This window comes from Ruegeria sp. AB9, assembly GCF_056542585.1.
The window spans coordinates 218,074-241,971 of sequence record NZ_JBQGAA010000001.1 but is presented as its reverse complement, the minus strand read 5'-3'; the positions used below and the strand labels follow the sequence as shown (position 1 = coordinate 241,971).

Sequence of the window (23,898 nt, the reverse complement as noted above, 5' to 3'; positions counted from 1 at the left end):
TGACCTTGCTGCAAAAGAACCCAGATTGGGGAACGAGAGAGCGCCGCTATGACATGACCCACTTCATGGCGCGGCCGATCTTCTGCTTCGTTGCTGAGAATACAGACATCTTCAACGGCGATAACCTGTTCACCGCGACGATCGATCAGATATCAGCGCGGGATAGCTCGAACACGCATGAAGTCATTTCGGAAAACTCCCGGGCGATGGACGTGGAGGTCGAGGATCGTGCCAACGCCAACCCGCTGCTCTGGGCCGATGTCTTGGCCCAAGCGAAAAAATCCATCCTTCACATCCCATCTGTGAACTCGCGCGAGAGCACAAAGGACGCCGGTGGAAGATGGATGAGGTGACCTTTGACTGGTTATTCTTACCTATCCCTTGCATTGCTATTTAGTGGCTCGTAACAAAGCCGCGTGCCGGGATGCGCGCTATAAGTCTGCAGTGATGCGTTTTTTCCCAAGATCCTGAGTTTGCGGGCCATGGTTGCGGGGAGATGCGATGAGACTTGTCATATCCACGATGAAAGACGAGGGGCCGTTCATCCTGGAGTGGGTTGCATACTACCTTTCGATCGGCTTCACACACTTTATCGTCAATTCGAACGATTGTTCCGATGGCACGGACGCAATCCTAAGGCGATGCGAAGAGCTGGGTTTTCTGGCGCATATCGACAATCCCGGTCCATGGGAATTGGGGCCTCAGGCGTCGGCATATGCGAACGCTATGGAGCACCCATGGTGCAAAGAGGCCGAATGGATACTAGTCTGCGATGTGGATGAGTTCTTGGACATCCGCGTCGGCGATGGGACATTGGACGATCTGTTTCGTACGTTGCCTCATGCCGACGGGTTTGTCGCCCTGTGGCAGTTGTTCGGACATAATGGCGTCGTGGAATTTGAAGATCGTTTCGTGACGGAACAATTCACACGAGCGGGAGAATTGGGGGCCGTGCTCCCGCAGAACTTGCGTGCACTCAAGTCGCTATATCGAAACAATGGGTCTTATCACGCGATTGACACCCACCGACCCCGCGGACCTGTTCGTGGAAAAGCGGATCGTTTTGTGTGGGTGGACGGAGATGGGGACCTGTTGCCACCGGCGATGCGGCGGCGCGGATGGGGGTTTTCCATGACCGGTGCGGGATTCGGACAAAAGCTGTTTCGAATGAACCATTATGCTGTCAGGTCGATTGACAGTTATCTGATGAAAAGGTTGCGGGGAGATGTGAATACCACGGCCTTTCATCCGAAGATGGAGGCATCCGGTCAATCTTATTGGAATCTGCATTGCCATAACGTTGTTGAGGAAACTTCGATAGTTGGCAAAGTGCAGCGATTGCGGGCGGTCTATGACCGATTGCGAGCGGATCCGGTGATGGAAAGTTTGCATCATGCTACGGTGAATTTTCATAAAGATCGAATTGCTGTTCTGCGAAACACTGATGCGGCCCGAAAGTTCGTTAGTCGAAACAAGGATTTTCGGGGTGGGCAATATTTGAAAGCACTGGATTTAGGTATTATTGAAGAGGCCAGCATTCTGTTCGCCGCAAAATCTCCAAGTTTACCCAATGCCGAAACGTATTCAGAAGCCGACGTTTCATTTGCCCATAAAGCCAAATGGAACCGGCTGGGACACATGGCGAAGGCGCAAAATTCAAAAGCTAACGCGTACCCCTGGTTTGTTCGTTTGGATTCATTGGAAACGACTTTGGAACCTGTCGAGGCCAGAGCGCAGCGGGATGGAATTGCAGAGCTAAAACTCCTGTCTTTGCCATTTGATCCAAGAGATATTGGAGTTTTGCCGCGTGTTTCTCCCGAGATTGAGCGAACACAGGAGCAGCGCCGCAGTTTTCTTAAATCTATCAGCGGTAAAAGAGCATGGATTCTGATAGGGCAGGTCGAGGTTGAAATTGTCGAAGAAATTCTGGCGCTTGAAACCGTGTCTCAATTGACCGTCATTGCGCCTTGGGGATTGTCCTGGGACAGTTTCGCCTGCGCAGACGAAGTACAGGATCCAGACCTTCAGGCACTTGATCGGGCGTTCTATGCCTTTCTCGAATACTTCCGAGATCCGATCCTTTCCGGGCGTCTCAGGGTCTATAGGGCGCTGCCCCCTTTGATGCTGAAGCTGTTTGAAGATGAAAGCGTTGGAGTCGTTATCATTCGTGGGGTTCGGGCCGAAAAGGTAATGAACCAGCTGTTGCGTCGGATCGACCGGGTTCTTGCGCCCGGGGGGAGTATAGCGTTCACATCCTATCGCCGTCACGGAGGCGGGTCGTATTCTGGCATGAATGCAGCGATTAACAGTTTTCTGGGGCGCAATGCGGCGCGGTACAGAATAACCAGCTTGCAGCCACCGTGGCTTGGCATCGACAAGTTGCCGCCACTTGACAAAAAGGACACATAGCTTCTGGTTCTTGATGCGACGGCATGGTAGCCATGGCTCAACAAACAAAACGGGTTGTGTATGAGTTGAATGCCCGTCTGCAAGTGAGGTCGAGATGTCAAACGAACCCAAGGTTATCGGTGTTGCGCCCGGCAACCAGAAGAAACCGAAGGCTGACAAGGCGACCAAGCGCAAGAACAGCAAAGAAGCAATCCGTCGCACGTTCCTTTCACGCCTGCCAAAGGGGGGCGTGGCCGTTGAGATCGGTGTCTGGCAGGGCGAGTTCTCTCCGACCATCCTGAAACTGATTGAGCCCAGTCAGCTATTTCTGATCGACCCGTGGAAACACATTGGTGAGGAATCGCACACAACCGCGTTTGTCGGCCGGACCGAAGACGAAAAGATGGAAGCCATCTTTCAGAAAGTCGTAAAGACGTTCGAGAGCGAGATTGAAGAAGGCAAGGTTGGCATTATCCGGGATTTTTCGGTGCCTGCACTGGAACTTTTTGACGATGAAAGCATCTCGTTTGCATATGTCGACGGGGACCACTCGTATGAAGGCGTGACTGCCGATCTGGCTGCCCTGTTTCCCAAGATCAAATCGGGTGGGATCATGGCATTCGACGACTACCACCGCCGCGGCTGGTGGGGCGACGGGGTGATCCGCGCGGTCAACGAGTTTCTGGGCCAGCACCCTCGGGAATTGCGCATCCGCGCGATAGCAGGCGCGCAGATCGCCATAGAAAAGATTGTCCCGCAAGATGACAGCAAAGGTCAGGACGACTAGGCAGCGGGGATAAGTGGCAGCGATGGAAAAGCCTGAAAAAGTCCTCATCACTGCGATGAAGAACGAAGGCCCCTATATTCTGGAATGGGTGGCGCACCACAAGGTGCTGGGGTTTGACAGGATCATTGTCTACACCAATGACTGTACGGACGGCACAAACCAGATTCTTCGACGTTTGCAGGATTTGGGCCATGTGGAGTTTCACAGGAACCGAGTTGGAACGGGAGGAATTCACCGATCTGCACTAAGGCAAGCGCGACGCCTGCCGGTCGTGAAAGAGGCGAAGTGGATTTATGTCTGTGATGCGGATGAATTCCTGAACATTCACGTTGGAAACCACAAAGTTGACGATCTGATCGAGGCGACGCCGGGCGTCGATGTCATCTCGATTCCGTGGAAGATTTTTTCAAACAGTGGTCGGCATGTGATGCGCGATACGCTCGTGACGCGGCAATTCTGGGATTGTGAGCTGGACTTCGAACAGGGAGGGGCAGGGCGACGGTTTGTCAAATCCCTGTTCCGGCAGGGCGAGTTTTATCTGCGGTACGGGTTGCACAACCCGCATCCCCGGCCTGAACTTCAGGCTGGAGTGTTCCGGTCTGTACCAGGAGGGCACGCCACAGAACCTGCGCCTTTCGGCAACCATGTCTCGCCGCCTTTTGGCTTGGAAGTCGCGCAGATCAACCACTATGCCGTAAGATCGACCCAGGCCTATCTGGCCAAACGCAGCCGCGGTCGGGCAAATCACTCATCGCAGACGCTGGGGACTGATTATTGGGACCGCTGGAACCGTGGTGGTGCCAAGGATGAAACCATCCTGCGGTACAAGGACGAAGTCGATGCGGTGTTGGACGAGTTTCGCGCTGACGATAAGCTTCGACGGTTACATAGAAGAGCGTTCCGCTGGCATAAAGCACTGATTAACGATCTGCTGAACCTGCCTGAATACCGCGAGTTGTACGAGACGCTGCTGGAGAAACCGGCTGTGGACTTTGTTACACGTGACCGCCAGATGCGGGAGCGGCTGTCGGCGGATACGACGCCGACTTCTGGTGAAAATCAGCCTGAATCCTGACTCGAACCGCGCGGAGAATGAACTTAATGGCTGCCGATAGCTCTCTGCCGACGATTGGAATGCTCTGGATGGAAGGGCACCTGAGCTTTTTGGAACAGGTGTGCATGTTGTCCTTCATTGAAAATGGTCACAACGTGGTTCTTTTCCACTATGGGCAGGTCGAAAACGTACCTTCCGGCATCGAACTGGTTTCGGCAAACGAAATTCATGAGCCGGAAAAGTTCATTATGAACAACCAGTTCAAAACGCCGGTGCCGCAGTCTGATATCTTCAGATTGCACTTGATGAAGAAAACGGACTTCCTTTGGTGTGACACGGATGTGTTGGCACTGGCCCCCATTCCAAAAGCAGATCACATCTTCGGGTATTTCAATCGTGATACGATCTGTAATGCGGTTATGCGGCTACCTTCCGATAGTCCAACGTTAAACGCGTACTCGGAATACTGCCACGATCCGTACCCGATCCGCCCATGGGTCGAAGGTGATGAGCGGGAAGAGCTGGAGCGCCTGAAACGCGCCGGTGAATTGCCGCACGCATCGGATCAGCAACACAGCGTTTATGGTCCCGGTGTCATGACATGGTACCTTCGCCACTATGACGAACTGAAACATGCCAGCCCAGTTTCTGTCTTTTATCCGTTGCCTTTCAGGCGGGCGGGGCAGGCCAATGATATCCATGTCCGAGAGTTCAGGAACGCGTATATCAAAGAGGATACGCTTGCCGTACATCTATGGGGGCGTCGGATGCGGTGGTGGATTGCAAACGGTATCAAGCGGCATTCCTTCCTGGACCGACGCCTGAGGAACCTGGGCGTTCGCCCCGGCGACGCGCCACTACCACTTCACGGAAGAAGGGGCCTCAAACCGGTCGAATTTCCGGCAAATCTTCCCACATTGCGAGCATCTACAGAAGAAATCCGAGACGCTACGGGCGGTGTAATGTCCGTTGCCCTGCTTTCCGACCGAGAAGATTATCTCAAGGCGGCACAGGATGATTTGGACGCCATCACAACTGACAATCTGTATGGTGTGAACAATCCGCCACGCGCCGGTTTCTTGCGCGGTTGGGATCATTATGGCAATGATCCGGCGCGGCTGAATGCGCTTGGGTTATCTCTGTATAACTATGCGGATAGTCATCGCTTTTTACCCGACCTTCGCGACCCAAAGACATTTACCGAAAAGCTGTTGGTTATGAAGCTGTTCGGCGAAGTGCCTGATACATTGATCGCCGACGGGAACAAAAGCTTGGCAACCGTTTCCGAGCTGCTCACTTGCCCCGAGCGTGTGTGGGAGACGCAAGCCCCGGAATTTCCGGAAACACTCGACTTAGAGCCTGGCCAATACTGGTTAAAGGGCACAATGGGTCATGGGCATATGCTGGCCTTGTCCTTTCCGCTGAGCGACACGCAGCGCGATGATGCCCACCAGAATCTGGCTGCATGGCACAAGACCAAGACGCCCGAAGGTTTCTGGACCGGTGAATGGTGGCGCGTCACAAAACAGCCCCTGTATTACATCGAACAAGATTTGGCCGCCGGGGATCGACAAATCGATGACTGGCAGTTTTGGGTAATCGCCGGGCAGGTTCAACTGGTTCAGGTCGACCGGGACCGGGGACGAGGACGCATTCAAATCCTCCATGACCGCGATTACAAATATGTTGCCGATGAGTTGTCTTTGCCAACCAGCAGCGCTGTTGAACCCCGGCCTGAGCGCTTTGACGACATGATCCGGATTGCTGAAACCTTGGGGCAGGGCCTCGAATTCGCGCGTGTGGATCTGTTTTCGATCAGCGACAGGATTTGTTTGCGTGACATCTCGCTGTCTCCGATTTCAGGCAAGCTCAAGATTCGTTCGGAAGCACTGGATCGGCGATTGGGTCATGCGTGGACTGGAACGCGGCTGTTTTCCGGTTGAGGCGCGGCGCGGCCCGAACGGTTATTCGACCGCGATTTCCTGACGCAGTTTTCCGGTCGTCTTGTCAAAGATCAGGACGCGATTATCATCGGTGACAACCGCATACCAGTTGGACCCGATTGTCAGAGCCTGTGCCTTTGCACCGTCGGGCAATTCGATCTGACCCGGCAGGGTCGGGGTGCGGTCCGATAGGCGGATGACAATCAGCGCGAATGTCACTAGAACCCCGCCAATCATCACCGCGGTCAACAGCATGACCATCCGCCGCAGCAATCGCAGCTGCGGTGTTTCCTGCGGTTCTTGAGGTTCGGAAGGGACAGTCATGGGCACCCGCCAGATTGAGTTTCAGATTGCGGCCGATCCGCCACCTCGTCTTGATAAGGCGCTTTCCCGGGATGTGCCAGACGGGGAAAACCTGTCGCGTACGCGACTGGCGCGTCTGATCGACGAGGGCGCGGTTCAGATCAACGGAGCTGAGGTGCGCGATCCCAAAGCCAAGGTGACCGAAGGGGCGCGGGTCACGATTGTCGTGGCCGAGGCCGAGGACAGCCATATCGGCCCGGAAGACATCCCGCTTGAGGTCGTCTTCGAAGATGCAGACGTGATCGTCGTCAACAAGCCCGCAGGTATGGTCGTGCACCCCGCGCCGGGATCTCCCAGCGGCACACTGGTGAACGCATTGCTGCACCATTGCGGGGACGATCTGTCTGGCGTCGGTGGGGTGAAACGCCCCGGTATCGTGCATCGTATCGACAAGGAAACCAGTGGCCTTCTGGTGGTCGCAAAGTCAGACGCGGCGCATCACGGTCTGGCCGAGCAGTTTGCGGCGCATAGCGTCGAACGCTATTACCGCGCGGTGTGTTACGGTGCACCCGATGCCAATGATCCCCGTTTGCGCGGTGTCAAAGGGATTAGTTTTGAACCCGGCAATATCATGCGCGTAACAACGCAACTTGCGCGGCACAAGACCGACCGTCAGAGACAGGCGGTTCTGTTCCACGGCGGGCGCCATGCCGTGACACGAGCGCGTGTGGTCGAGACATTTGGAACTCCTGCAGGTCTTGCCCTGATCGAGTGCTGGCTCGAAACCGGTCGAACGCATCAGATCCGGGTGCACATGGCCCATGCCGGGCACGGGCTGGTGGGCGACCCGGTTTACGGCGGCAAGCGAAAACTGTCTGCCAGGGCTTTTTCCGGTGCTGCTGCCGATTCTGTGCGGGATTTTCCCCGTCAGGCGCTTCATGCCGCTGTTCTGGGATTTGAGCACCCGGTCACCGGTGAAATCCTGCGATTTGAGGCCGATTTGCCGCAAGATATGCAAAACCTAATTGAAGGTTTGCGCAAACCGCTGTCATAATAAGCAAAGTCCTGTGAATAAGGGCTTTTTATCTTTCCTTAACGTAAGATTAATTCCAGACTGTTAGCAGCACCTCTTGAATGGGAAGAGTTCCTTACCCATATCCTATGTTAAAGACTTAAACATTTGTCGGAGGGACATCATAATGGCAAACTACGCAAATCTCCCCGCACCGACGCCTGAGGGCGGCCTGAATCGCTATATGCAGGAAATTCGCAAGTTTCCTTTGCTGGAGCCGGAAGAAGAATACATGCTGGCCAAACGTTGGGTCGAAGAGCAGGACACTGAATCCGCGCACAAAATGGTGACGTCTCACCTGCGTCTGGCAGCCAAAATCGCGATGGGTTATCGCGGCTATGGCCTGCCGCAAGCCGAGGTGATTTCCGAGGCCAACGTGGGCCTGATGCAGGCGGTCAAACGGTTTGACCCCGAAAAAGGTTTCCGTCTGGCGACCTATGCCATGTGGTGGATTCGCGCCTCGATCCAGGAATACATCCTGCGGTCCTGGTCTCTGGTGAAGCTGGGCACCACCTCGGCGCAGAAAAAGCTGTTCTTCAACCTGCGCAAGGCCAAGGCCCGCATCGGTGCGTTGGAAGAGGGTGACCTGCGCCCGGAAAACGTCAAGCAGATCGCCAATGATTTGGGCGTGACCGAAGAAGAAGTGATCAGCATGAACCGCCGGATGTCCGGTGGCGATGCGTCGCTGAACGCCACGGTCGGCTCTGAAGGCGAAGGCACGATGCAATGGCAGGACTGGCTTGAGGATGAAGATGCTGATCAGGCTGGCGACTATGAAGCGCGTGATGAGCTGGAAGCGCGCCGGGAATTGCTGTCCGCCGCCTTGGACGTGCTGAATGATCGGGAAAAGGACATCCTGACCCAACGCAGATTGCTGGACCAAGCAGTGACGTTGGAAGATCTCAGTACACAATACAATGTCAGCCGCGAGCGTATTCGCCAAATCGAAGTGCGTGCGTTTGAGAAACTGCAAAAGAAAATGCGGGATTTGGCGCGGGAAAAAGGCATGCTGGGCGTCAGCTGACTGTTTCACCTTTCCACTGGCGCAACGGGATGATCGTTCGCGTTTATGCTAAGTAGAAACGCCCTCTGAAAATCAGGGGGCGTTTTTTGCTCATGTTGGCAGCAACCGATCCTGAGACCCTAAAAAGTGGCTGAAGGTCGGAAGGTATGCTACGAGAAAGGCAAGCTTTACTTCAATGACATTGTGTCAGGTCGAGCCCTCGGGAACCCTTGGGAAGCGCACCATTTGAGAACAGGCGGCTACGGAGGGCGCAATGCATAAACCGGTTCAATTTGGCGTTTTGGGTGCTGCTAAGTTTGCGCGCGAGTATATGGCCCCTGCGATACATGCTGCTAATGGGGCGCGTTTGTCTGCGTTGGCAACGTCTGATGCAGCAAAAGCAGATCCGTTTTTGTCCTTTTGCCCGGATTTGCAGGTGTTTGAGAGCTACGATGCTTTGTTGAACGATCCTGGGATCGACGCGGTCTACATACCACTGCCGAACCATATGCATGTGGAATGGAGCCTCAAGGCGCTGGACGCAGGCAAGCATGTCTTGTGCGAAAAACCTGTGACCATGAAGGCGGATGAGTTCGACGCATTGATCCAAAAGCGGGATAAAAGCGGCCTGCTTGCTGCCGAGGCCTATATGATTGTGCATCACCCCCAATGGCAATTCGCGCGGAAACTGATCGCTGATGGTGCCATCGGAAATTTGGTGCATGTGACCGGCGCGTTCAGTTTCGACAATCGTTCTGATATCCAGAACATTCGCAACCGTGCAGAAACGGGCGGCGGTGGATTGCGCGATATCGGCGTATATGTGATCGGCGGAGCACGCTTTGCAACCGGGCAAGAGCCTGTGTCAGTGCAGTCAGCGATCCGTTGGCAGGACGATATCGACATCTTCACCGAAATCCGTGCACAATTTCCCGGTTTTACCTATTCCAGCTATGTGTCCATTCGGATGCACCCCCATCAAGAGATGGTGTTTCATGGCGAAGCCGGTTTGATCCGGTTGACAACCCCGTTCAATGCGCGTGTCTTTGGCGAGGCCCGGGTCGAGTTGCACCGCCCGGGACTGGAAGTTCAGGTCACCCGGTTCCCAGGGGCTGATCATTACAAACTGCAGGTCGAGGCCTTCTGCCGATCAATCCGGGAAGGGGTGGAATATCCCTGTCCGTTGGAGTTCTCTCGTGGGACGCAAGAAGTGATTGATCGTGTGTTCGAAGGCGCGGTTTCGCTGTAACTTGCTTTGCGCCCAACGGCTCAGCTATCCTGAGTGTCACAGTTTCAGGAGATGACCGATGGCCGGAGGTTGGGCGCGCGACGGCGCTGTAAGCGAACAGATCGAGGCGTCAATTTCAGATGAGCTGGCACGGATGCAGGCGCAAAAGCGGCCCGTTGGCGAAAGTCTGACCCATTGCGCTGAATGTGAAGAACCTATCCCGGAAAAGCGGCGGAGTGCCTTGCCGGGAGTGAAGCTCTGCCTGGAGTGCCAGCAAGAGCGCGATGGCGCGTTCAAGGCGCGTGGCGGCGTCAATCGGCGGGGGTCGAAGGACAGTCAGTTGAAGTAAGCGGGAGCTGAGAGAAAATGCCCGGTACCAAACTGATGCAAAACGGTCTGGTTCTGGGCGGGCTGGCGGCGTTCCTTTGGGGAACGCACAGTGTGATTGTGCGCTACCTCACGAGTGATCTGGGCGGTATGCAGATCGCAGTAACCCGTCTGTTCATTGCTGCACTTAGCATCTATTGCATATTGCGCGTTCTGCGCGTTCCGGTCAGGCTAACGCCGGGGGATTGGAACTTTCGGCTGGCAGTTCTGTCGACGGTCATCAACTATATTCTCTTCCATATTGGCCTTGAACACACCGGCGCAGCGAATGCGATGGTTTTAGAGAATACCGCACCCTTCTTCGTTCTTGTTTTCTTGTATTTCTTTGCTGATTCACCAGTAACACGCACTGACGTTCTGGCGACGGCCTTGGCAATTCTTGGCGTTTCTCTGACGGTTTACCAGGACTTTGCTGGTGGTGGGGAAGCCCTGTTTGGTGACCTTCTTGAGATTGGTGCAGGGCTAAGCTGGGCGGTGTTTCTGATTTCAAGCAGTCGAGCGATGCGCAGTTCACAAGCGACCGGAGAGCGTCTCAACTTTCTGTTTGGCATTTTTCTGTGTGCGGGCGTGCTTTTGTTTCCAGTAGCTGCCTTTTCGCTGCAAGTGGCGACGGTCAACGACGTGGTGTTCCTGACCTTGCTGGGCGTATTGCCAACCGCGCTGGCCTATTACCTGTGGTACGAGGCCGCCGCACGTGTATCGACCCTGACGGCGACCTTATTGTTCGCCGTCTCGGTGGTGTTCACCTTCATCAATTCTGCACTGTTTCTGGGGGCCGCAATCACACCGACTGCGGCCGTAGGGGGCGTGTTGATCGTGGCCGCCGTGTTCCTGACGACCAAAAATAAAAAGTAATCAGCCCTCCATCGCCTCCAACTCATCAATAAAGCCCGAGATCATCGACAGGCCTTTGTCCCAGAACTTCGGATCGCTGGCGTCCAGACCGAACGGGGCCAGCAATTCCTTGTGGTGCTTGGAACCACCCGCGCGCAGCATCTCAAAGTACTTATCCTCGAACCCGTCCGCGCCGCTTTCGTAAACCGAATAGAGCGCGTTCACGAGGCCATCGCCAAAGGCATAGGCATAGACGTAGAAAGGCGAGTGTACGAAGTGTGGGATATAGGCCCAGAAGGTCTCGTACCCGTCCATGAATTCAAATGCGGGGCCAAGGCTCTCGGCCTGAACGCTCATCCACAGAGCGTTGATGTCATCCGGCGTCAACTCGCCTTCGCGACGGGCGGCGTGCAGCTTGCACTCGAAGTCGTAGAAGGCGATCTGGCGGACCACCGTGTTGATCATATCCTCGACCTTGCCTGCCAGCAGCACTTTGCGCTGTTCGGGGGTTTCGGCCTTGTCCAGCATCTTGCGGAAGGTCAGCATCTCACCAAAGACAGAGGCCGTTTCGGCCAGCGTAAGCGGCGTTGACGACAACATCTCACCCTGATCAGCCGCCAGAACCTGATGCACGCCGTGGCCCAGCTCATGCGCCAGGGTCATCACATCGCGCGGTTTGCCCAGATAGTTGAGCATCACATAAGGATGGACATCAGTAACAGTCGGGTGGGCAAAAGCACCCGGAGCCTTGCCGGGCTTCACCGCAGCGTCGATCCAGCCTTTTGAAAAGAAGGGTGCCGCGATTTCACCCATCCGGAGATCGAACGCATTATACGCGTCCATTACCGTCTTTTCAGCTTCATCCCAATTGACGATGCGTGTGTCTTCCATCGGCAGTGGCGCGTTGCGGTCCCAAACCTGCATGACGTCCAGACCCAGCCATTTGCGCTTCAGCTCATAGTAACGATGGCTCAACTTGGGGTAGGCGGCCACGACGGCCTCGCGCAGGGCTTCGACCACTTCGGGTTCGACGTCGTTCGACAGGTGGCGCCCGGTTTGAGCGGTTGGCATATTACGCCAGCGATCAACGATTTCCTTCTCTTTGGCCTGCGTGTTGTGAACACGGGCAAAGGTTTTGACGTTCTCCTGAAAGACCGAAGCCAATTCGCGCGCCGCAGCCTCGCGTTTCGAGCGATCCTGTTCGGTCAGCAGGTTGAGGGTACCCTCGATGTTCAGCTCATCACCGCCGACATTGAACGTCAAACCGGCAATAGTCTCGTCAAACAAACGCTCCCACGCGTCGCCGACAACGCCCAAATCGTGCAGGAACTTCTCAAGTTCATCAGACAGTTGATAGGGCTTCATCGCTCGGATGCGGCGGAACACGGGTTCGTATCGGGCAAGATCTGTATTGGCGTCAAAATGCGCTTTCAGCACATCGTCATCAATGCGGTTGATCTCGAGCGTGAAGAACACCAGCGGAGTGGTGAAGACGGTGATCTTTTCCTGCATGTCCGACAGGAATTTGGTCCGTTCCGCGTCGGTGGTCAGCTGGTAATAGCGCAGACCGGCAAAGGACATGATCCGACCTGCGATGGAGTTGATCTTTTCATTGCGCAGTACGCAGGTCAGAAGGGAAGCAGCATCCAGCTCTGCCAGCTTGCCTTCGTAATCAGCGGCAAAGGCGGCACATTCGCCTTCCAGCCAGTCCAGATCGCGCCCCAATTCAGGTGCGTCTTCCGACGCGTAGAGATCGCTCAGATCCCACTCGGGAAGATTACCCAGATTGTCGGCACCGCCCATTGCGTTTGCGTCACGGACGGGAAAGGGAAGGTCGCGCATGGATCACCTTATTGTAGACTGCTTTTGCAAACATCTAGGGCTGGCGCGCCCGGATCACAAGCGGCCAATCCCAAAGGTGAAAGGGTTTACGAGGAAACCAGCTTGGATGCCCCGTTGGACTGGTTAGTCAGGAAATGCCTGGCAAGCTGGTCCAGAACCGGCCCCCGAACGTCGGGTGCTTCCATCAACACTTCGTGTTCACCGCCCGGGATTTCGATCAATGTCCCATTCGGCCAATTGGCCATGCGCGCCCGTATGGCCTTGCGATCCACGATTTGCTCGTGGCTGCCCAGAAATGTCAGGCAGGGTGTCTTTGGTGCCGGCTGCTCCATCAACCATGCGCATTCATCCAGAGACTCGCGCAGCCATAGGTTTGAAGGGGCACCAAGTGCCAGTTCGGGATGCGCATTCAGCTGATCCTGCATCATCTGGTACATGCCCGGATCGCGGGTCAGCACATTCCCGTCGAAAGGTTGAGACAAGACATAACTGTTAAGCGTGGTGGTAGGGGGCGTTCGTTCACCAAGGCCAAGCGCTGTGCCCCAATAGGCGGTAACGCGGCTTAGGGGTTTCATGACCGGAGTGAAGAAAATTCCCCACATTGGGCCCGTGAAAGCGCAAGCGGCAAAGCACCCTTTCTCGATGACGGCACGCAAACCGATTGCGCCGCCCATAGAATGCCCGACCACGTGCCACGGTTTCGGCAGATCCAGCGCGTTTGCGAGATCCAGAGTTGCCTGCACGTCCAGTTGGTAATCGGTGAAGTTATCGACATGGCCGACCCGAGCGTCATCCAGCAATCGATCTGCAAGGCCCTGACCGCGCCAGTCGACGGCTAGCATCGCGAAACCACGTTCGATGAACTCGCCGGCGGTACTGCCATATTTTTCGATATATTCGGTGCGTCCGGGGAACATCATGACAGTGCCATGAGCCTTGGCGTCCGGAAGCCAGTGACCAACGCGGATGCGTTTTTGGTCAGACGTCGTCAACCAGTGGGCTTTTCCACCGGCGGGTCCGCCGGCCACGTCTTCAAACAAAGGGGCCGGCGATAATTCCATCAGGCCAACACCGAAGCAAGTTTCATGGCAACGCCCATGTCGCCATCAATGCTCAGCTTGCCGGACATGAACGCACCAGTGGGGTTCAGTTCACCGCTGAGGATCTGCTCGAACGTGTCGGCGTCAGCGCTCATGGTGACATCAGCGTCGTCGTCGCTGACCCGTGCACCGTTCTCGTCCAAAACAATTGCGCCCAAATCGGCGATATCAAACTTGGCCGAGGCATCAAACGCGCCGCCTTCCAGTTTTTCATTCAGCGCCGCAGCTGCTTTTTCAAGAATCTCGCTCATGCTTTTCCTCATATTGTTAGTGCGCCGTGAATGGACATCCCCGGTCGCAACGCTACACTGACTATTGTTATGAGCATTGCAAATCACAATCTCAAAGGTACCGTTGCGGCACTTGTCGTCCTAGTCATGTTTTCCACCAATTGCTTTGCGCAGCAGGCGGATTCAAGGGACGAAGATGAACTGTTGCAAAAACTGGCCCAGTCAACGCCCGATCAGGCGTTCGCTCTGGATCGGCAATTACAGGCCCTGTGGTCGCAATCCGGATCGGCATCTGCCGATCTTTTGCTGGAACGGGGCCGCGAGGCGTTGGATGACGGCGATGTAGACGCTGCATTGGATCATCTGACCGCACTGACGGATCATGCGCCAGATTTTGCGGAAGGCTGGCATCTGCGCGCGTCGGCCTTGTTTGGGATCGAGCGATTTGGCATGGCCGCAGCGGATCTGGAACATGTGCTGACCCTGAACCCAAATCACTATGAGGCGATTTACGGTCTGGGTCTGATCTTTGAAGTCATCGGTGAACCTCAGAAAGCTTACGAAGCATATTCTCGGGCCTTGGCTATACATCCCCATCATGAAGAAGTAACCAATGCCGTGAATCGGCTGAAGCCTCAGGTTGAAGGCAAGGCGCTGTAAGTCTCAAGGCGCAGGGGGCGAAAGTGAGCGGGTCATCCCGAATCGTGGCCGTACTGGGCCCGACAAACACAGGTAAAACCCATTACGCAATCGAACGCATGCTGGGGTATCGAACCGGCGTGATCGGCCTGCCATTGCGTCTGCTGGCGCGCGAGGTCTATGACAAGATTGTTGCGATACGCGGGCCGTCGGTTGTGGCTCTGGTAACGGGGGAGGAACGGATTGTTCCACCTCGCACCCAGTATTGGGTGTGCACGGTTGAAGCGATGCCGGAAGGCATGGGCGCTGATTTTGTTGCGATCGATGAAATTCAGCTGTGCGCCGATCCTGAGCGTGGTCATGTCTTCACTGACCGATTGCTGAGGTCACGCGGCACGAACGAAACGCTTTTCCTTGGCTCGGATACCATGCGCGGCCCCATAGCGGCGTTGGTGCCAGAGGCGCAGTTCGTCCGGCGCGAACGGATGTCGCAGTTGGTCTATTCAGGTTCCAAAAAAATCAGCCGGATGCCCTCGCGCAGTGCCATCGTCGGGTTTTCGGTCGAGAACGTCTATGCCATTGCGGAATTGTTGCGTCGTCAGAAAGGCGGAGCAGCCGTGGTCATGGGTGCACTCAGCCCGCGTACGCGAAATGCGCAGGTGGATCTCTATCAGAATGGCGAGGTCGACTATCTGGTCGCTACCGACGCCATCGGCATGGGACTCAACCTGGATGTGAACCACGTCGCGTTTTCATCCCTGACCAAGTTCGACGGGCGCCGGATGCGCCCGCTTGCCCCGAATGAACTGGCACAAATTGCTGGCCGGGCCGGACGGGGGATGTCCGATGGCACCTTTGGCGTAACCGGAGAGGCCCCACCGCTGGACGAGGGTGTGGCGCAAGCGATCATGGACAGCCGGTTTACGCCGATGAAAAAGCTTAACTGGCGGAATGCTGCCCTCCGATTTGGATCGATTGACGCGCTGATCGACTCGCTTGAGGTCAGCCCGAAGGACGAACATCTGATCAAAGCCCGTCCCGCTGACGACCTGAACGCATTGAAATCGTTGTCGCAAGTGACCGAGATCATGGCCCGTGCAAGTGATGGCCATTCCATTCGCTTGCTGTGGGATGTGTGCAGAATCCCTGATTTTCGTGGTATCAGCCATGCAGAACACGCCAGTTTGCTGGAGGTGATTTATGGCCACCTGCATGAACGGGGATCCATTCCCGATGACTTCATGGCGCGGCAGATCCGTCGGATCGATCAAACCCATGGCGACATTGATGCGCTGTCCAAAAGGTTGTCATACATTCGCACTTGGACATATGTTGCGCAGCGAAACGGATGGGTTCGTGACGAATCACATTGGCGTAACGAAACGCGCACTGTAGAAGACAGGCTGTCTGACGCACTACATGAGCGTTTGACTCAGAGATTTGTGGACCGGCGTACATCAGTATTGCTGCGCCGGCTCAAACAGAAGGAGGCCCTTTTGGCCGAAGTAAATGACAAGGGTGAAGTGACCGTCGAAGGCGAATTCGTCGGTCGTCTGGAAGGGTTCCGGTTTACGCCGGACAAAAGCGCGCAGGGAACCGAAGCGAAAGCTTTGAAATCGGCATCCTTGCAAGCACTCGCGCCGCAATTCCATCTGCGCGCCGATCGCTTCTACAATGCGCCCGATACCGAAATTGATTTCACTGATCAGGGTGGCCTGATGTGGGGCGAATATGCCGTTGGCAAACTGGTTGCCGGGGCAGAACCTCTCAAACCCATGGTCGAGGTATTCGTTGACGAAGCCGCAGGGCCGGACGTCGAGCAGAAAGTGCAGCGCCGGTTGCAGCATTTCATCGACCGTAAAGTAGCGGCATTGTTCGAGCCACTGCTGAACCTGTCACGCGATGAGGAACTCAGCGGGCTTGCCAAGGGGTTTGCGTTCCGCATGGTCGAAGCGCTGGGCGTACTGCCGCGCGCTCAGGTCGCTCAAGAGGTCAAGGATCTCGATCAGGACGCCCGTGGCGCGTTGCGCAAACATGGCATTCGCTTTGGTCAATTCACGATCTTCATGCCGCTTCTGCTGAAACCTGCGCCCACGCGCCTGCGCCTGGTGTTGTGGGCACTGTCCAGCGGCTTGCAGGAATTTCCCGAAGCGCCACCTCCGGGCCTGGTGACGGTGCCAGTCGCCAAGGATGCGCCGCAAGGCTATGACACTATGTGCGGCTACCGCGATGCAGGCGAGCGTTCGATCCGTATCGACATGCTGGAACGCCTGGCCGACATGCTGCGCGCCGAAGACAGCCGCGGCGGGTTTGAAGCCAAGCCTGACATGTTGTCGATCACCGGCATGACGTTGGAACAGTTCGCCGATCTGATGCAGGGGCTGGGTTACAAGGCCGAGCGCGGCGAGCGTGAAAAGGTGAAATCAGTCCCCGTGGAACAACCGGCGGCAGAAGTGGCTGAGCAACCACAAGCCGAAGAAACCCCGGCGCCAGAAGCCGTAACGGAAGAGGGTGTCACACCCGCCGAGGCGCCAGCCGAGGCCACGGAAAGCACCGAGGCGGTAGCCGAGGCTCCAGCGGCGGGTCAAGTTGTGGAACCCGCTTCCGACGAGCCTGAGGTCGAAGTTTTCTACACGTTTACCTGGGGTCGTCAGCGTCAGCAAAACCGGGGCCCGCGCCGCGAGCAGGGGCAGGGCAAGGGCAAGCCGCGAGGTAAACCACAGGATGGTCGTGGCAAACCTCATGGCAAGAAAGGGGGCAAACCTCAGGGTGCCAAAACCTTCTCGTCACGGCCTCCGAAGAAGGAAAAGGCCATTGATCCCGATAACCCGTTTGCAGCTGCGCTGATGGGTTTGAAGGACGGCAACTGATCCGCGATGGATCAGGCCAAGCTGCGGATCGATAAATGGTTGTGGCAGGCGCGGTTCTTCAAGACCCGCAGCCTGGCCGCCAAACAGGTCAGTGGCGGCCATGTCAGGCTGAATGGAAACCGGGTGCTGAAACCAGCGCAAGCCGTGGCCCCCGGTGACGTTCTGACCTTTCCACAAGGCCGCATCGTCCGTGTCGTCCGGGTGGAAAAACTGGGTGAGCGTCGTGGTCCGGCACCCGAAGCACAAACGTTGTATTTCGACATGACCGAAAAACAGGACGTCCCACCCAAAAATCCGGGGTATGAAGGAAAAGGTCGCCCAACCAAGAAAGATCGTCGTGCTCTTGATCTTTCTCGTACAGAAGATCGCTGATCCCATCTTGAAGAGCAGGCCAGACTGAATTAGCTAGTCGCTCAAACCGCAAACGGGAATCCGATCATGACCTATGTTGTCACCGAAAACTGTATCGCCTGCAAATACACCGACTGCGTCGAAGTGTGTCCGGTGGACTGTTTCTATGAGGGTGAGAACACCTTGGTCATCCACCCCGACGAATGCATTGACTGTGGCGTTTGCGAACCGGAATGCCCGGCCGACGCGATCCGCCCGGACACTGAGCCTGGAATGGAACAATGGGTTGAGTTCAACCGCAAGTTCTCGGAACAATGGCCGGTGATCGTCACCAAGAAAGACCCGCTTCCGGATGCTGAAGAACGCGACGGCGAAGAGGGCAAGATGGAGAAGTACTTCTCAGAAGCGCCCGGCGAAGGCGGTTAAGCGATTCGCGCGCACAACCCGGTTCGCCGCGCAAAGGACGCGACATAAACTGTTGAAAGCAGGATGAATACGAAAAATTCCCGTAGGGTAAACTTTCGGGTGTCGTATTTTTGTGATATACTCCTAACTTGTATGATGACCGAGATTGGGATGCGCTCCACAAGTATGCTCGCTTTGGAGTTCTGAATTTGTGACAATACCGCCGCCTGACGGGGCTGAAACAGTCCCGGCATGTGGTGCTTTTGTTGTCAGTGTTCCGATCCGTAACCAAGGAATAAAACTGAATGACAAAGTCGAAAAAGCTCGAGTTCCGCCCGAACGACTATGTTGTCTACCCCGCACACGGCGTAGGCCAGATCATCTCGATCGAAGAACAGGAAGTCGCGGGGTTTTCGCTCGAGCTGTTCGTCATCTCCTTTGAGAAGGACAAGATGACCCTGCGCGTGCCGACCAACAAGGTCACCGAATCCGGTCTGCGGTCGCTCAGCTCGCCTGACGTGATCAGCCAGGCGATGAGAACACTGAAGGGCAAGGCCAAGGTAAAACGCGCCATGTGGTCCCGTCGCGCGCAGGAATATGAACAGAAAATCAACTCGGGCGATCTGATCTCGATTGCCGAAGTGGTCCGTGATCTGCATCGCACCGATGATCAGCGCGAGCAGAGCTATTCCGAACGTCAGCTGTATGAAGCCGCCCTGGAACGTCTGACCCGCGAGGTTGCGGCCGTTTCTGGTGCGGGCGAAGTATCTGCCGCCAAACAGGTAGACGAAGTTCTGACTTCACGCGCTGCCTGATGGCAATGACTACGTCAGTAAGGCCGCTCCGGATTTGGGGCGGCTTTTTCGTGGCTTGGTGAAATGCCCGAGTGCCGCTAATTTCACTGTATATGCAGCAAGCTACAGGGCGGACATGAAGCAGACATTGAGATATCTGTACATTGGGCACGACCCGATTTCAGTCTGGTTTCGGTATGCGCTGATCCTGTTCGATGTCGCGACAATCGTTTTCTTTGTTGCGACGGCACATATTCCACACGGACCCGGGTTGGTCCTTGCAAGCCTGTTGATCGGCTTTTTGATTTTGTTGGATTTCTCGGCACGGCTTTGGATTTCAAAAGACCGGTGGAAACTGTTGCGCCAGATTTACACGCTGGCGGATATTGTCGTTATCATCTCGCTGGCGCTGGATCCGTTCCTGACGGGGAATCTCGCGTTTTTGAGAATTTTGCGCGCCTTGCGCCTGATCCATTCATACCATCTGCTCAGGGATTTACGGCGCGACAGCCATTTTTTTCGAACGCATGAAGATGCGGTGATTGCAGCAATCAATCTGATGGTTTTTGTCTTTGCTACTTCTACGGCGGTTTTGGTGTTCTTTATTCCCGCAGACGCGCAGACGCCGTACATAGATGCGTTGTATTTCACTATGGCGACCCTGACCACGACCGGGTTCGGGGATATCACGCTGAGCACCCCTTGGGGGAAACTGTTTTCGGTTTTCATAATGGTGGTCGGCGTTGCGCTGTTTGTCCGTCTGGCGCAGGCGATTTTCATGCCGCAGAAAGTGCGCCACAAATGCCCGAGCTGCGGACTTTACAGACACGACCCCGATGCCGTCCACTGCAAGCATTGCGGGTGCACGCTACGGATCGAAACGGGCGGCGTGTCTTAAATCTGAGCGCTGACGGCAAGTAGAAACGCGATTTCAGCCAGTTGTTGCGATGCTCCAAGTATGTCTCCGGTTTGACCGCCGATTTTCCTGCGCACGACTATCGCCAAAACGACAACGGTCAAAGAAGCAAGGGTTATTGCGCTGACAGCAGGGCTTCCGCACAGGAAAACGGCTATCACGATAGCAATGCCCACAGCCGCGCCGACCGAAGTTGCGCCGGGCGTTCCAACCGAATGGCTGAGACCTGACTTTCTGGCATTTGGCAGGGATGTCATCAGAACCGGCATCACGGCGCGCGAGAACACGCAAGCCGCCAGAATCGCCCAGATCGATCCGGATGACAAAATCGAGGCAATTGCGGAAACCCGAACAAGCTGAGAGACGAGCAACGCTAGCACGCCATAGGTTCCGATGTGGCTGTCTTTCATGATCTCCAGCCGACGCTCAGGGGTAAAACCGCCCCAGAGACCATCAAAGGTATCGGCCAGGCCGTCCTCATGCATGGCGCCCGTCATCATGATCAATGCCGCAACCAATATGGTCGCTGCAACAAAAGGGGACAGATGAGCGACCATTGCCAGCCATCCGACAAGGCAGGCGGTCCCTCCGACGACCAGCCCGACGACCGGGAAGGCCCACGCCGCCTGTGCCTGCCGCGCGAACACAGGTTCGGGCAATCGGGGCAGGGGAAGCCGGGTCAACAGCACCAGAGCCAGCGGAATATCCCACAGAGAAAAGGGTTTGGTGTCGTTTTTTTGCACGCCCGTGCCTTTCGGGGTCTTGTTGGATTCAATGCTTCGGTTAAACACACAGCACCACTCTGATGCAATGAGGCTTTCATGCTGCCTGAACTGAATGATTTAAACGCGTTCCGCGCTGCTCTGGCGGCAGCTCCGGGTCCGGATGCTGCTGCGGTACAAGGTGCGGGTGAGCGCAATGGACAACTGACGAAACCCCCCGGTGCGCTTGGGCGGCTTGAAGATCTGGCGATCTGGTATGCTGGATGGCGTGGGGATGCTCGCCCTCAGATCACGACACCTCAGGTCATTGTCTTTGCCGGAAACCACGGTGTCACTGCGCAGGGCGTGTCAGCTTTTCCGCCGGAAGTGACCGTGCAGATGGTGATGAACTTCGAACATGGCGGCGCGGCCATCAACCAACTGGCCAAGGAGGCCGGCGCCAAGATGGATGTGCACGCGCTGGATCTGGACAACCCGACTGCGGATTTCACGCAAGCTCCGGCCTTGACAGAAGACGAATTGCTGGAGGCGTTGCGAACTGGCTGGCAGGCTGTCGATCCGCAGGCAGATCTGTTGGTTGTGGGCGAGATGGGTATTGGCAACACCACCCCGGCTGCCGCCATTGCCTGCGCATTGTTTGGCGGTGACGCGTCCGATTGGACAGGTCGCGGGACAGGTGTGGATGACGCAGGCTTGGCCAACAAAACCCGCGTTGTTGCAGAAGGCGTTGCCCTGCACGCGTCAGAGGATGGTCTGGAAATCCTGCGCTGCCTCGGAGGTCGCGAGATTGCAGCGATGGCCGGGGCGATTGCCGCAGCGCGGGTATTGCGCATTCCGGTGATCCTGGACGGGTTTATCTGTTCTGCTGCCGCTGCCTGTTTGTGGAAGCTGTCGGATGCTGCACTGGATCACGCCATAGCTGGCCACCAAAGCGCAGAGGCGGCGCATGGGGCCGTATTGGCGAAACTGGGCAAGGAACCGTTGCTGAGCCTCGGTCTTCGGCTGGGTGAAGGATCCGGCGGGGCGCTGGCGATCAACATTCTTAAAAGCGCCGTCGCCTGCCACTCCGGCATGGCAACCTTTGCCGAAGCAGGGGTTTCCGACGGCTGATTATTTGCCTGACCCGGGCCGGGGCTTGGGTCAGGCAGATTTCTTGGCGTGTTCTTCCGCCAGCTCAAGTAGCGCCGTTTCCAGATCTTTCTCCAGCTTCTGCGCACGTTCGATGTATTTCTTGTTTTCGGCTGTCGGCATGCCGGGAACCCACAGCTCAGCCAGATCGCGCACGGATGTCCGGTCGTGGTGGTAAAAGGTCTGCTCCGCCTGCGCGGCCTCATATTCACTCAGACCGATATTCTCCAGAACATAACGACCTGCACGCAGCGAGCTGTCGAACAATTCGCGCACGATGTCATTGGCACCCGCCTGATACAGTTCGTACACATGGGTCCGGTCGCGGGCGCGGGCGATGATGTGCAGGTCAGGGCGCTGCCGTCTGGCATAACCAACCAGCCGCGTGACTTGCTTGTGGTCGTCCATTGCGGCCACCAGGACCGAGGCTTTTTCCAACCCCGCAGCACGCAACAGCTCGGGTCGGGTGGGATCGCCCAGAAAGCCTTTGACGCCAAACCGGCGCATCAGTTGAACGGTTTCAATGTTATGGTCCAGAACGACAGTCTTGAACCCGCTGGCCTGCACAAGCCGGTTCACGATCTGCCCAAACCGGCCGATGCCAGCGATGATAACCGGGCCTTTTTCATCAATCTCGTCCGGTTCAGGAGCGACCGACGTATCCCCAATCTTGCGGGACAGGACATCATAGATGATGAACAGAAGCGGTGTGATCAGCATCGTCAACGCGATGATCATCAGCAGCTTTTGGGACAGGTCGGGAGGGATGACATTCTGTTGCGTGGAGAATGCCAGCAGGACAAAGCCGAACTCACCGGCTTGTGCTAGTCCAAGCGTAAACAGCCAGTGATCCCGCCCACGCAGCTTGAAGGCTTTGCCGACCAGATACAGGATGACCCCCTTTGCAAGGATCACAAGCAGCGCCAGACCGATCAGGTCCAGGGGGTCATCGAAGAAATACCCGACGTCGATCCCGGCACCAACCGTGATAAAGAAAAGCCCGAGGAAAAGACCTTTGAAAGGCTCAAGGTCGCTTTCCATTTCATGTCTGAACTCGGAACTGGCCAGAACCACGCCCGCCAGAAAAGCGCCCAGAGCAGGGGACAGGCCGACAAGAGTCATCAGGAAGGAAATCCCGACCACGATCATAAGCGCCAGAGCGGTGTACATCTCGCGCAGACGGGTCGCGTGGATAAAGCGGAACAGCGGGCGCGTCAGGTAGACACCGGCCAGAATGACAAACACTACTGCGCCGATTGTGACCAGCGTGACGGCCCAACCCGGCAAACCTTCGACCAGAGAAAGGCTGTGATGGCCAGCGCCGTGCAGATCACTGGCCCCGCGGTCAATTGAACCATCCGATTCGATATGAGGCATGGCCGGAAAAGCCAGAAGTGGCAGCATGGCCAAGATCGGAATGACCGCAATGTCTTGCGTCAGCAGTACCGAAAACGTAGCCCGACCGCCATTTGTCTGCATCAGGCCCTTTTCCGACAGGGTCTGAAGCACGATTGCGGTAGATGACAGCGACAAGGTCAGACCTACGGCCAAGGCAACCGACCACGGGTGGTTGGCATACATAGCCACGGCAGCAATCGCAGCCGTTGACAACACAACCTGCAATCCGCCCAGCCCCAGTAACCTGTCACGCATATCCCACAGCGCGCGCGGCTCCAGTTCCAGACCGATCAGGAACAGCATCATTACCACACCGAATTCAGCAACGTGCTGAAGATTTTCCGTTTCCGCGCCGACTAGCCCAAGAACGGGGCCAATGATGATCCCGGCCGCAAGATAGCCCAGCACAGATCCCAACCCCAGCCTGGCAGACAGGGGAACGGCAATGACAGCGGCTGCCAGATAGATCGAAGCCTGATATAAGAAGTCGTCCATGTGTGTCCT

Annotated in this window: 23 protein-coding genes; 17 read left to right on the top strand and 6 right to left on the bottom strand. The window is 56.2% G+C overall.

The genetic code is table 11. From position 1 onward, the window contains the following. Positions 1–5 precede the first annotated feature (5 nt). The 5 genes from ACR0K5_RS01290 to ACR0K5_RS01270 all read left to right on the top strand — a co-directional run bounded on the left by ACR0K5_RS01290 (position 6) and on the right by ACR0K5_RS01270 (position 6,172). Positions 6–353: a type IIL restriction-modification enzyme MmeI gene (locus ACR0K5_RS01290; RefSeq protein ID WP_480627932.1), complete on the top strand. Its 348-nt coding sequence runs from the start codon at positions 6–8 to the stop codon at positions 351–353. A 148-nt stretch (positions 354–501) separates the two neighbouring features. Continuing rightward, the gene (locus ACR0K5_RS01285; RefSeq protein WP_480627931.1) at positions 502–2,409 is read left to right on the top strand and encodes a glycosyltransferase family 2 protein; all 1,908 of its coding nucleotides are present in this window, start codon (positions 502–504) and stop codon (positions 2,407–2,409) included. 94 nt (positions 2,410–2,503) lie between these two features. Beyond that, positions 2,504–3,175: a class I SAM-dependent methyltransferase gene (locus ACR0K5_RS01280; protein ID WP_480627930.1), complete on the top strand. Its 672-nt coding sequence runs from the start codon at positions 2,504–2,506 to the stop codon at positions 3,173–3,175. A gap of 22 nt (positions 3,176–3,197) precedes the next feature. Further along, the gene (locus ACR0K5_RS01275) at positions 3,198–4,250 is read left to right on the top strand and encodes a glycosyltransferase family 2 protein (protein WP_480627929.1); all 1,053 of its coding nucleotides are present in this window, start codon (positions 3,198–3,200) and stop codon (positions 4,248–4,250) included. Between the two features lie 26 nt (positions 4,251–4,276). Beyond that, the gene (locus tag ACR0K5_RS01270; protein WP_480627928.1) at positions 4,277–6,172 is read left to right on the top strand and encodes an ATP-grasp fold amidoligase family protein; all 1,896 of its coding nucleotides are present in this window, start codon (positions 4,277–4,279) and stop codon (positions 6,170–6,172) included. A 21-nt stretch (positions 6,173–6,193) separates the two neighbouring features. On the opposite strand, the gene ACR0K5_RS01265 is transcribed toward ACR0K5_RS01270, so the two are convergent. Further along, entirely contained in the window at positions 6,194–6,496 is a 303-nt protein-coding gene (locus tag ACR0K5_RS01265; protein ID WP_480627927.1) for a DUF6476 family protein, read from the bottom strand. Here ACR0K5_RS01265 and ACR0K5_RS01260 point away from each other — a divergent pair. From ACR0K5_RS01260 to ACR0K5_RS01240, 5 genes are all read left to right on the top strand, one after another. Then, positions 6,495–7,529 carry an RluA family pseudouridine synthase gene (locus tag ACR0K5_RS01260; protein ID WP_480627926.1) on the top strand — a complete coding sequence of 345 codons (1,035 nt, stop codon included), beginning with the start codon at positions 6,495–6,497 and terminating at the stop codon, positions 7,527–7,529. The two genes, ACR0K5_RS01265 and ACR0K5_RS01260, sit on opposite strands and share 2 nt — an antisense overlap. A gap of 145 nt (positions 7,530–7,674) precedes the next feature. After that, on the top strand, positions 7,675–8,571 hold the full coding sequence (gene rpoH, locus ACR0K5_RS01255) for an RNA polymerase sigma factor RpoH (RefSeq protein WP_480627925.1): 897 nt from the start codon (positions 7,675–7,677) through the stop codon (positions 8,569–8,571). 253 nt (positions 8,572–8,824) lie between these two features. Then, a complete protein-coding gene (locus ACR0K5_RS01250) occupies positions 8,825–9,799 on the top strand; it encodes a Gfo/Idh/MocA family protein (RefSeq protein WP_480627924.1) in 975 nt (324 codons plus the stop codon). Positions 9,800–9,857: 58 nt separating this feature from the next. Beyond that, positions 9,858–10,127, top strand: a complete 270-nt coding sequence (locus tag ACR0K5_RS01245) for a DksA/TraR family C4-type zinc finger protein (protein ID WP_480627923.1) — start codon at positions 9,858–9,860, stop codon at positions 10,125–10,127. A 17-nt stretch (positions 10,128–10,144) separates the two neighbouring features. Beyond that, the gene (locus ACR0K5_RS01240) at positions 10,145–11,020 is read left to right on the top strand and encodes a DMT family transporter (protein ID WP_480627922.1); all 876 of its coding nucleotides are present in this window, start codon (positions 10,145–10,147) and stop codon (positions 11,018–11,020) included. On the opposite strand, the gene ACR0K5_RS01235 is transcribed toward ACR0K5_RS01240, so the two are convergent. From ACR0K5_RS01235 to ACR0K5_RS01225, 3 genes are all read right to left on the bottom strand, one after another. Next, positions 11,021–12,841, bottom strand: a complete 1,821-nt coding sequence (locus tag ACR0K5_RS01235; protein ID WP_480627921.1) for a M3 family oligoendopeptidase — start codon at positions 12,839–12,841, stop codon at positions 11,021–11,023. It lies immediately after the preceding gene. Positions 12,842–12,927: 86 nt separating this feature from the next. Beyond that, positions 12,928–13,902, bottom strand: a complete 975-nt coding sequence (locus tag ACR0K5_RS01230; RefSeq protein WP_480627920.1) for an alpha/beta hydrolase — start codon at positions 13,900–13,902, stop codon at positions 12,928–12,930. Continuing rightward, complete coding sequence (locus ACR0K5_RS01225; RefSeq protein WP_299642517.1) at positions 13,902–14,192, bottom strand: SCP2 sterol-binding domain-containing protein; 291 nt, start codon at positions 14,190–14,192, stop codon at positions 13,902–13,904. Before ACR0K5_RS01225 ends, ACR0K5_RS01230 begins: the two co-directional genes overlap by 1 nt. A gap of 69 nt (positions 14,193–14,261) precedes the next feature. On the opposite strand from ACR0K5_RS01225, the gene ACR0K5_RS01220 reads away from it, so the two are divergent. The 6 genes from ACR0K5_RS01220 to ACR0K5_RS01195 all read left to right on the top strand — a co-directional run bounded on the left by ACR0K5_RS01220 (position 14,262) and on the right by ACR0K5_RS01195 (position 20,128). Continuing rightward, complete coding sequence (locus ACR0K5_RS01220; protein ID WP_480627919.1) at positions 14,262–14,831, top strand: tetratricopeptide repeat protein; 570 nt, start codon at positions 14,262–14,264, stop codon at positions 14,829–14,831. Positions 14,832–14,854: 23 nt separating this feature from the next. Next, positions 14,855–17,680, top strand: a complete 2,826-nt coding sequence (locus tag ACR0K5_RS01215) for a helicase-related protein (protein ID WP_480627918.1) — start codon at positions 14,855–14,857, stop codon at positions 17,678–17,680. A 6-nt stretch (positions 17,681–17,686) separates the two neighbouring features. After that, the gene (locus ACR0K5_RS01210) at positions 17,687–18,052 is read left to right on the top strand and encodes an RNA-binding S4 domain-containing protein (protein ID WP_480627917.1); all 366 of its coding nucleotides are present in this window, start codon (positions 17,687–17,689) and stop codon (positions 18,050–18,052) included. 66 nt (positions 18,053–18,118) lie between these two features. Then, a complete protein-coding gene (fdxA, locus tag ACR0K5_RS01205; protein WP_074735041.1) occupies positions 18,119–18,457 on the top strand; it encodes a ferredoxin FdxA in 339 nt (112 codons plus the stop codon). Between the two features lie 284 nt (positions 18,458–18,741). Continuing rightward, on the top strand, positions 18,742–19,251 hold the full coding sequence (locus ACR0K5_RS01200) for a CarD family transcriptional regulator (protein WP_480627916.1): 510 nt from the start codon (positions 18,742–18,744) through the stop codon (positions 19,249–19,251). Between the two features lie 115 nt (positions 19,252–19,366). Next, positions 19,367–20,128 (top strand): potassium channel family protein, encoded by a 762-nt coding sequence (locus tag ACR0K5_RS01195; protein ID WP_480627915.1) that lies wholly within the window; start codon positions 19,367–19,369, stop codon positions 20,126–20,128. Here ACR0K5_RS01195 and cobS read toward each other — a convergent pair. Then, positions 20,125–20,889, bottom strand: coding sequence for an adenosylcobinamide-GDP ribazoletransferase (cobS, locus tag ACR0K5_RS01190; RefSeq protein ID WP_480627914.1), 765 nt, complete (start codon positions 20,887–20,889; stop codon positions 20,125–20,127). The two genes, ACR0K5_RS01195 and cobS, sit on opposite strands and share 4 nt — an antisense overlap. A gap of 78 nt (positions 20,890–20,967) precedes the next feature. On the opposite strand from cobS, the gene cobT reads away from it, so the two are divergent. Beyond that, the gene (cobT, locus tag ACR0K5_RS01185; protein WP_480627913.1) at positions 20,968–21,978 is read left to right on the top strand and encodes a nicotinate-nucleotide--dimethylbenzimidazole phosphoribosyltransferase; all 1,011 of its coding nucleotides are present in this window, start codon (positions 20,968–20,970) and stop codon (positions 21,976–21,978) included. 30 nt (positions 21,979–22,008) lie between these two features. Here the strand turns inward: cobT and ACR0K5_RS01180 are convergent, their stop codons facing one another. Further along, on the bottom strand, positions 22,009–23,889 hold the full coding sequence (locus ACR0K5_RS01180; protein ID WP_480627912.1) for a monovalent cation:proton antiporter-2 (CPA2) family protein: 1,881 nt from the start codon (positions 23,887–23,889) through the stop codon (positions 22,009–22,011). Positions 23,890–23,898 lie beyond the last annotated feature (9 nt).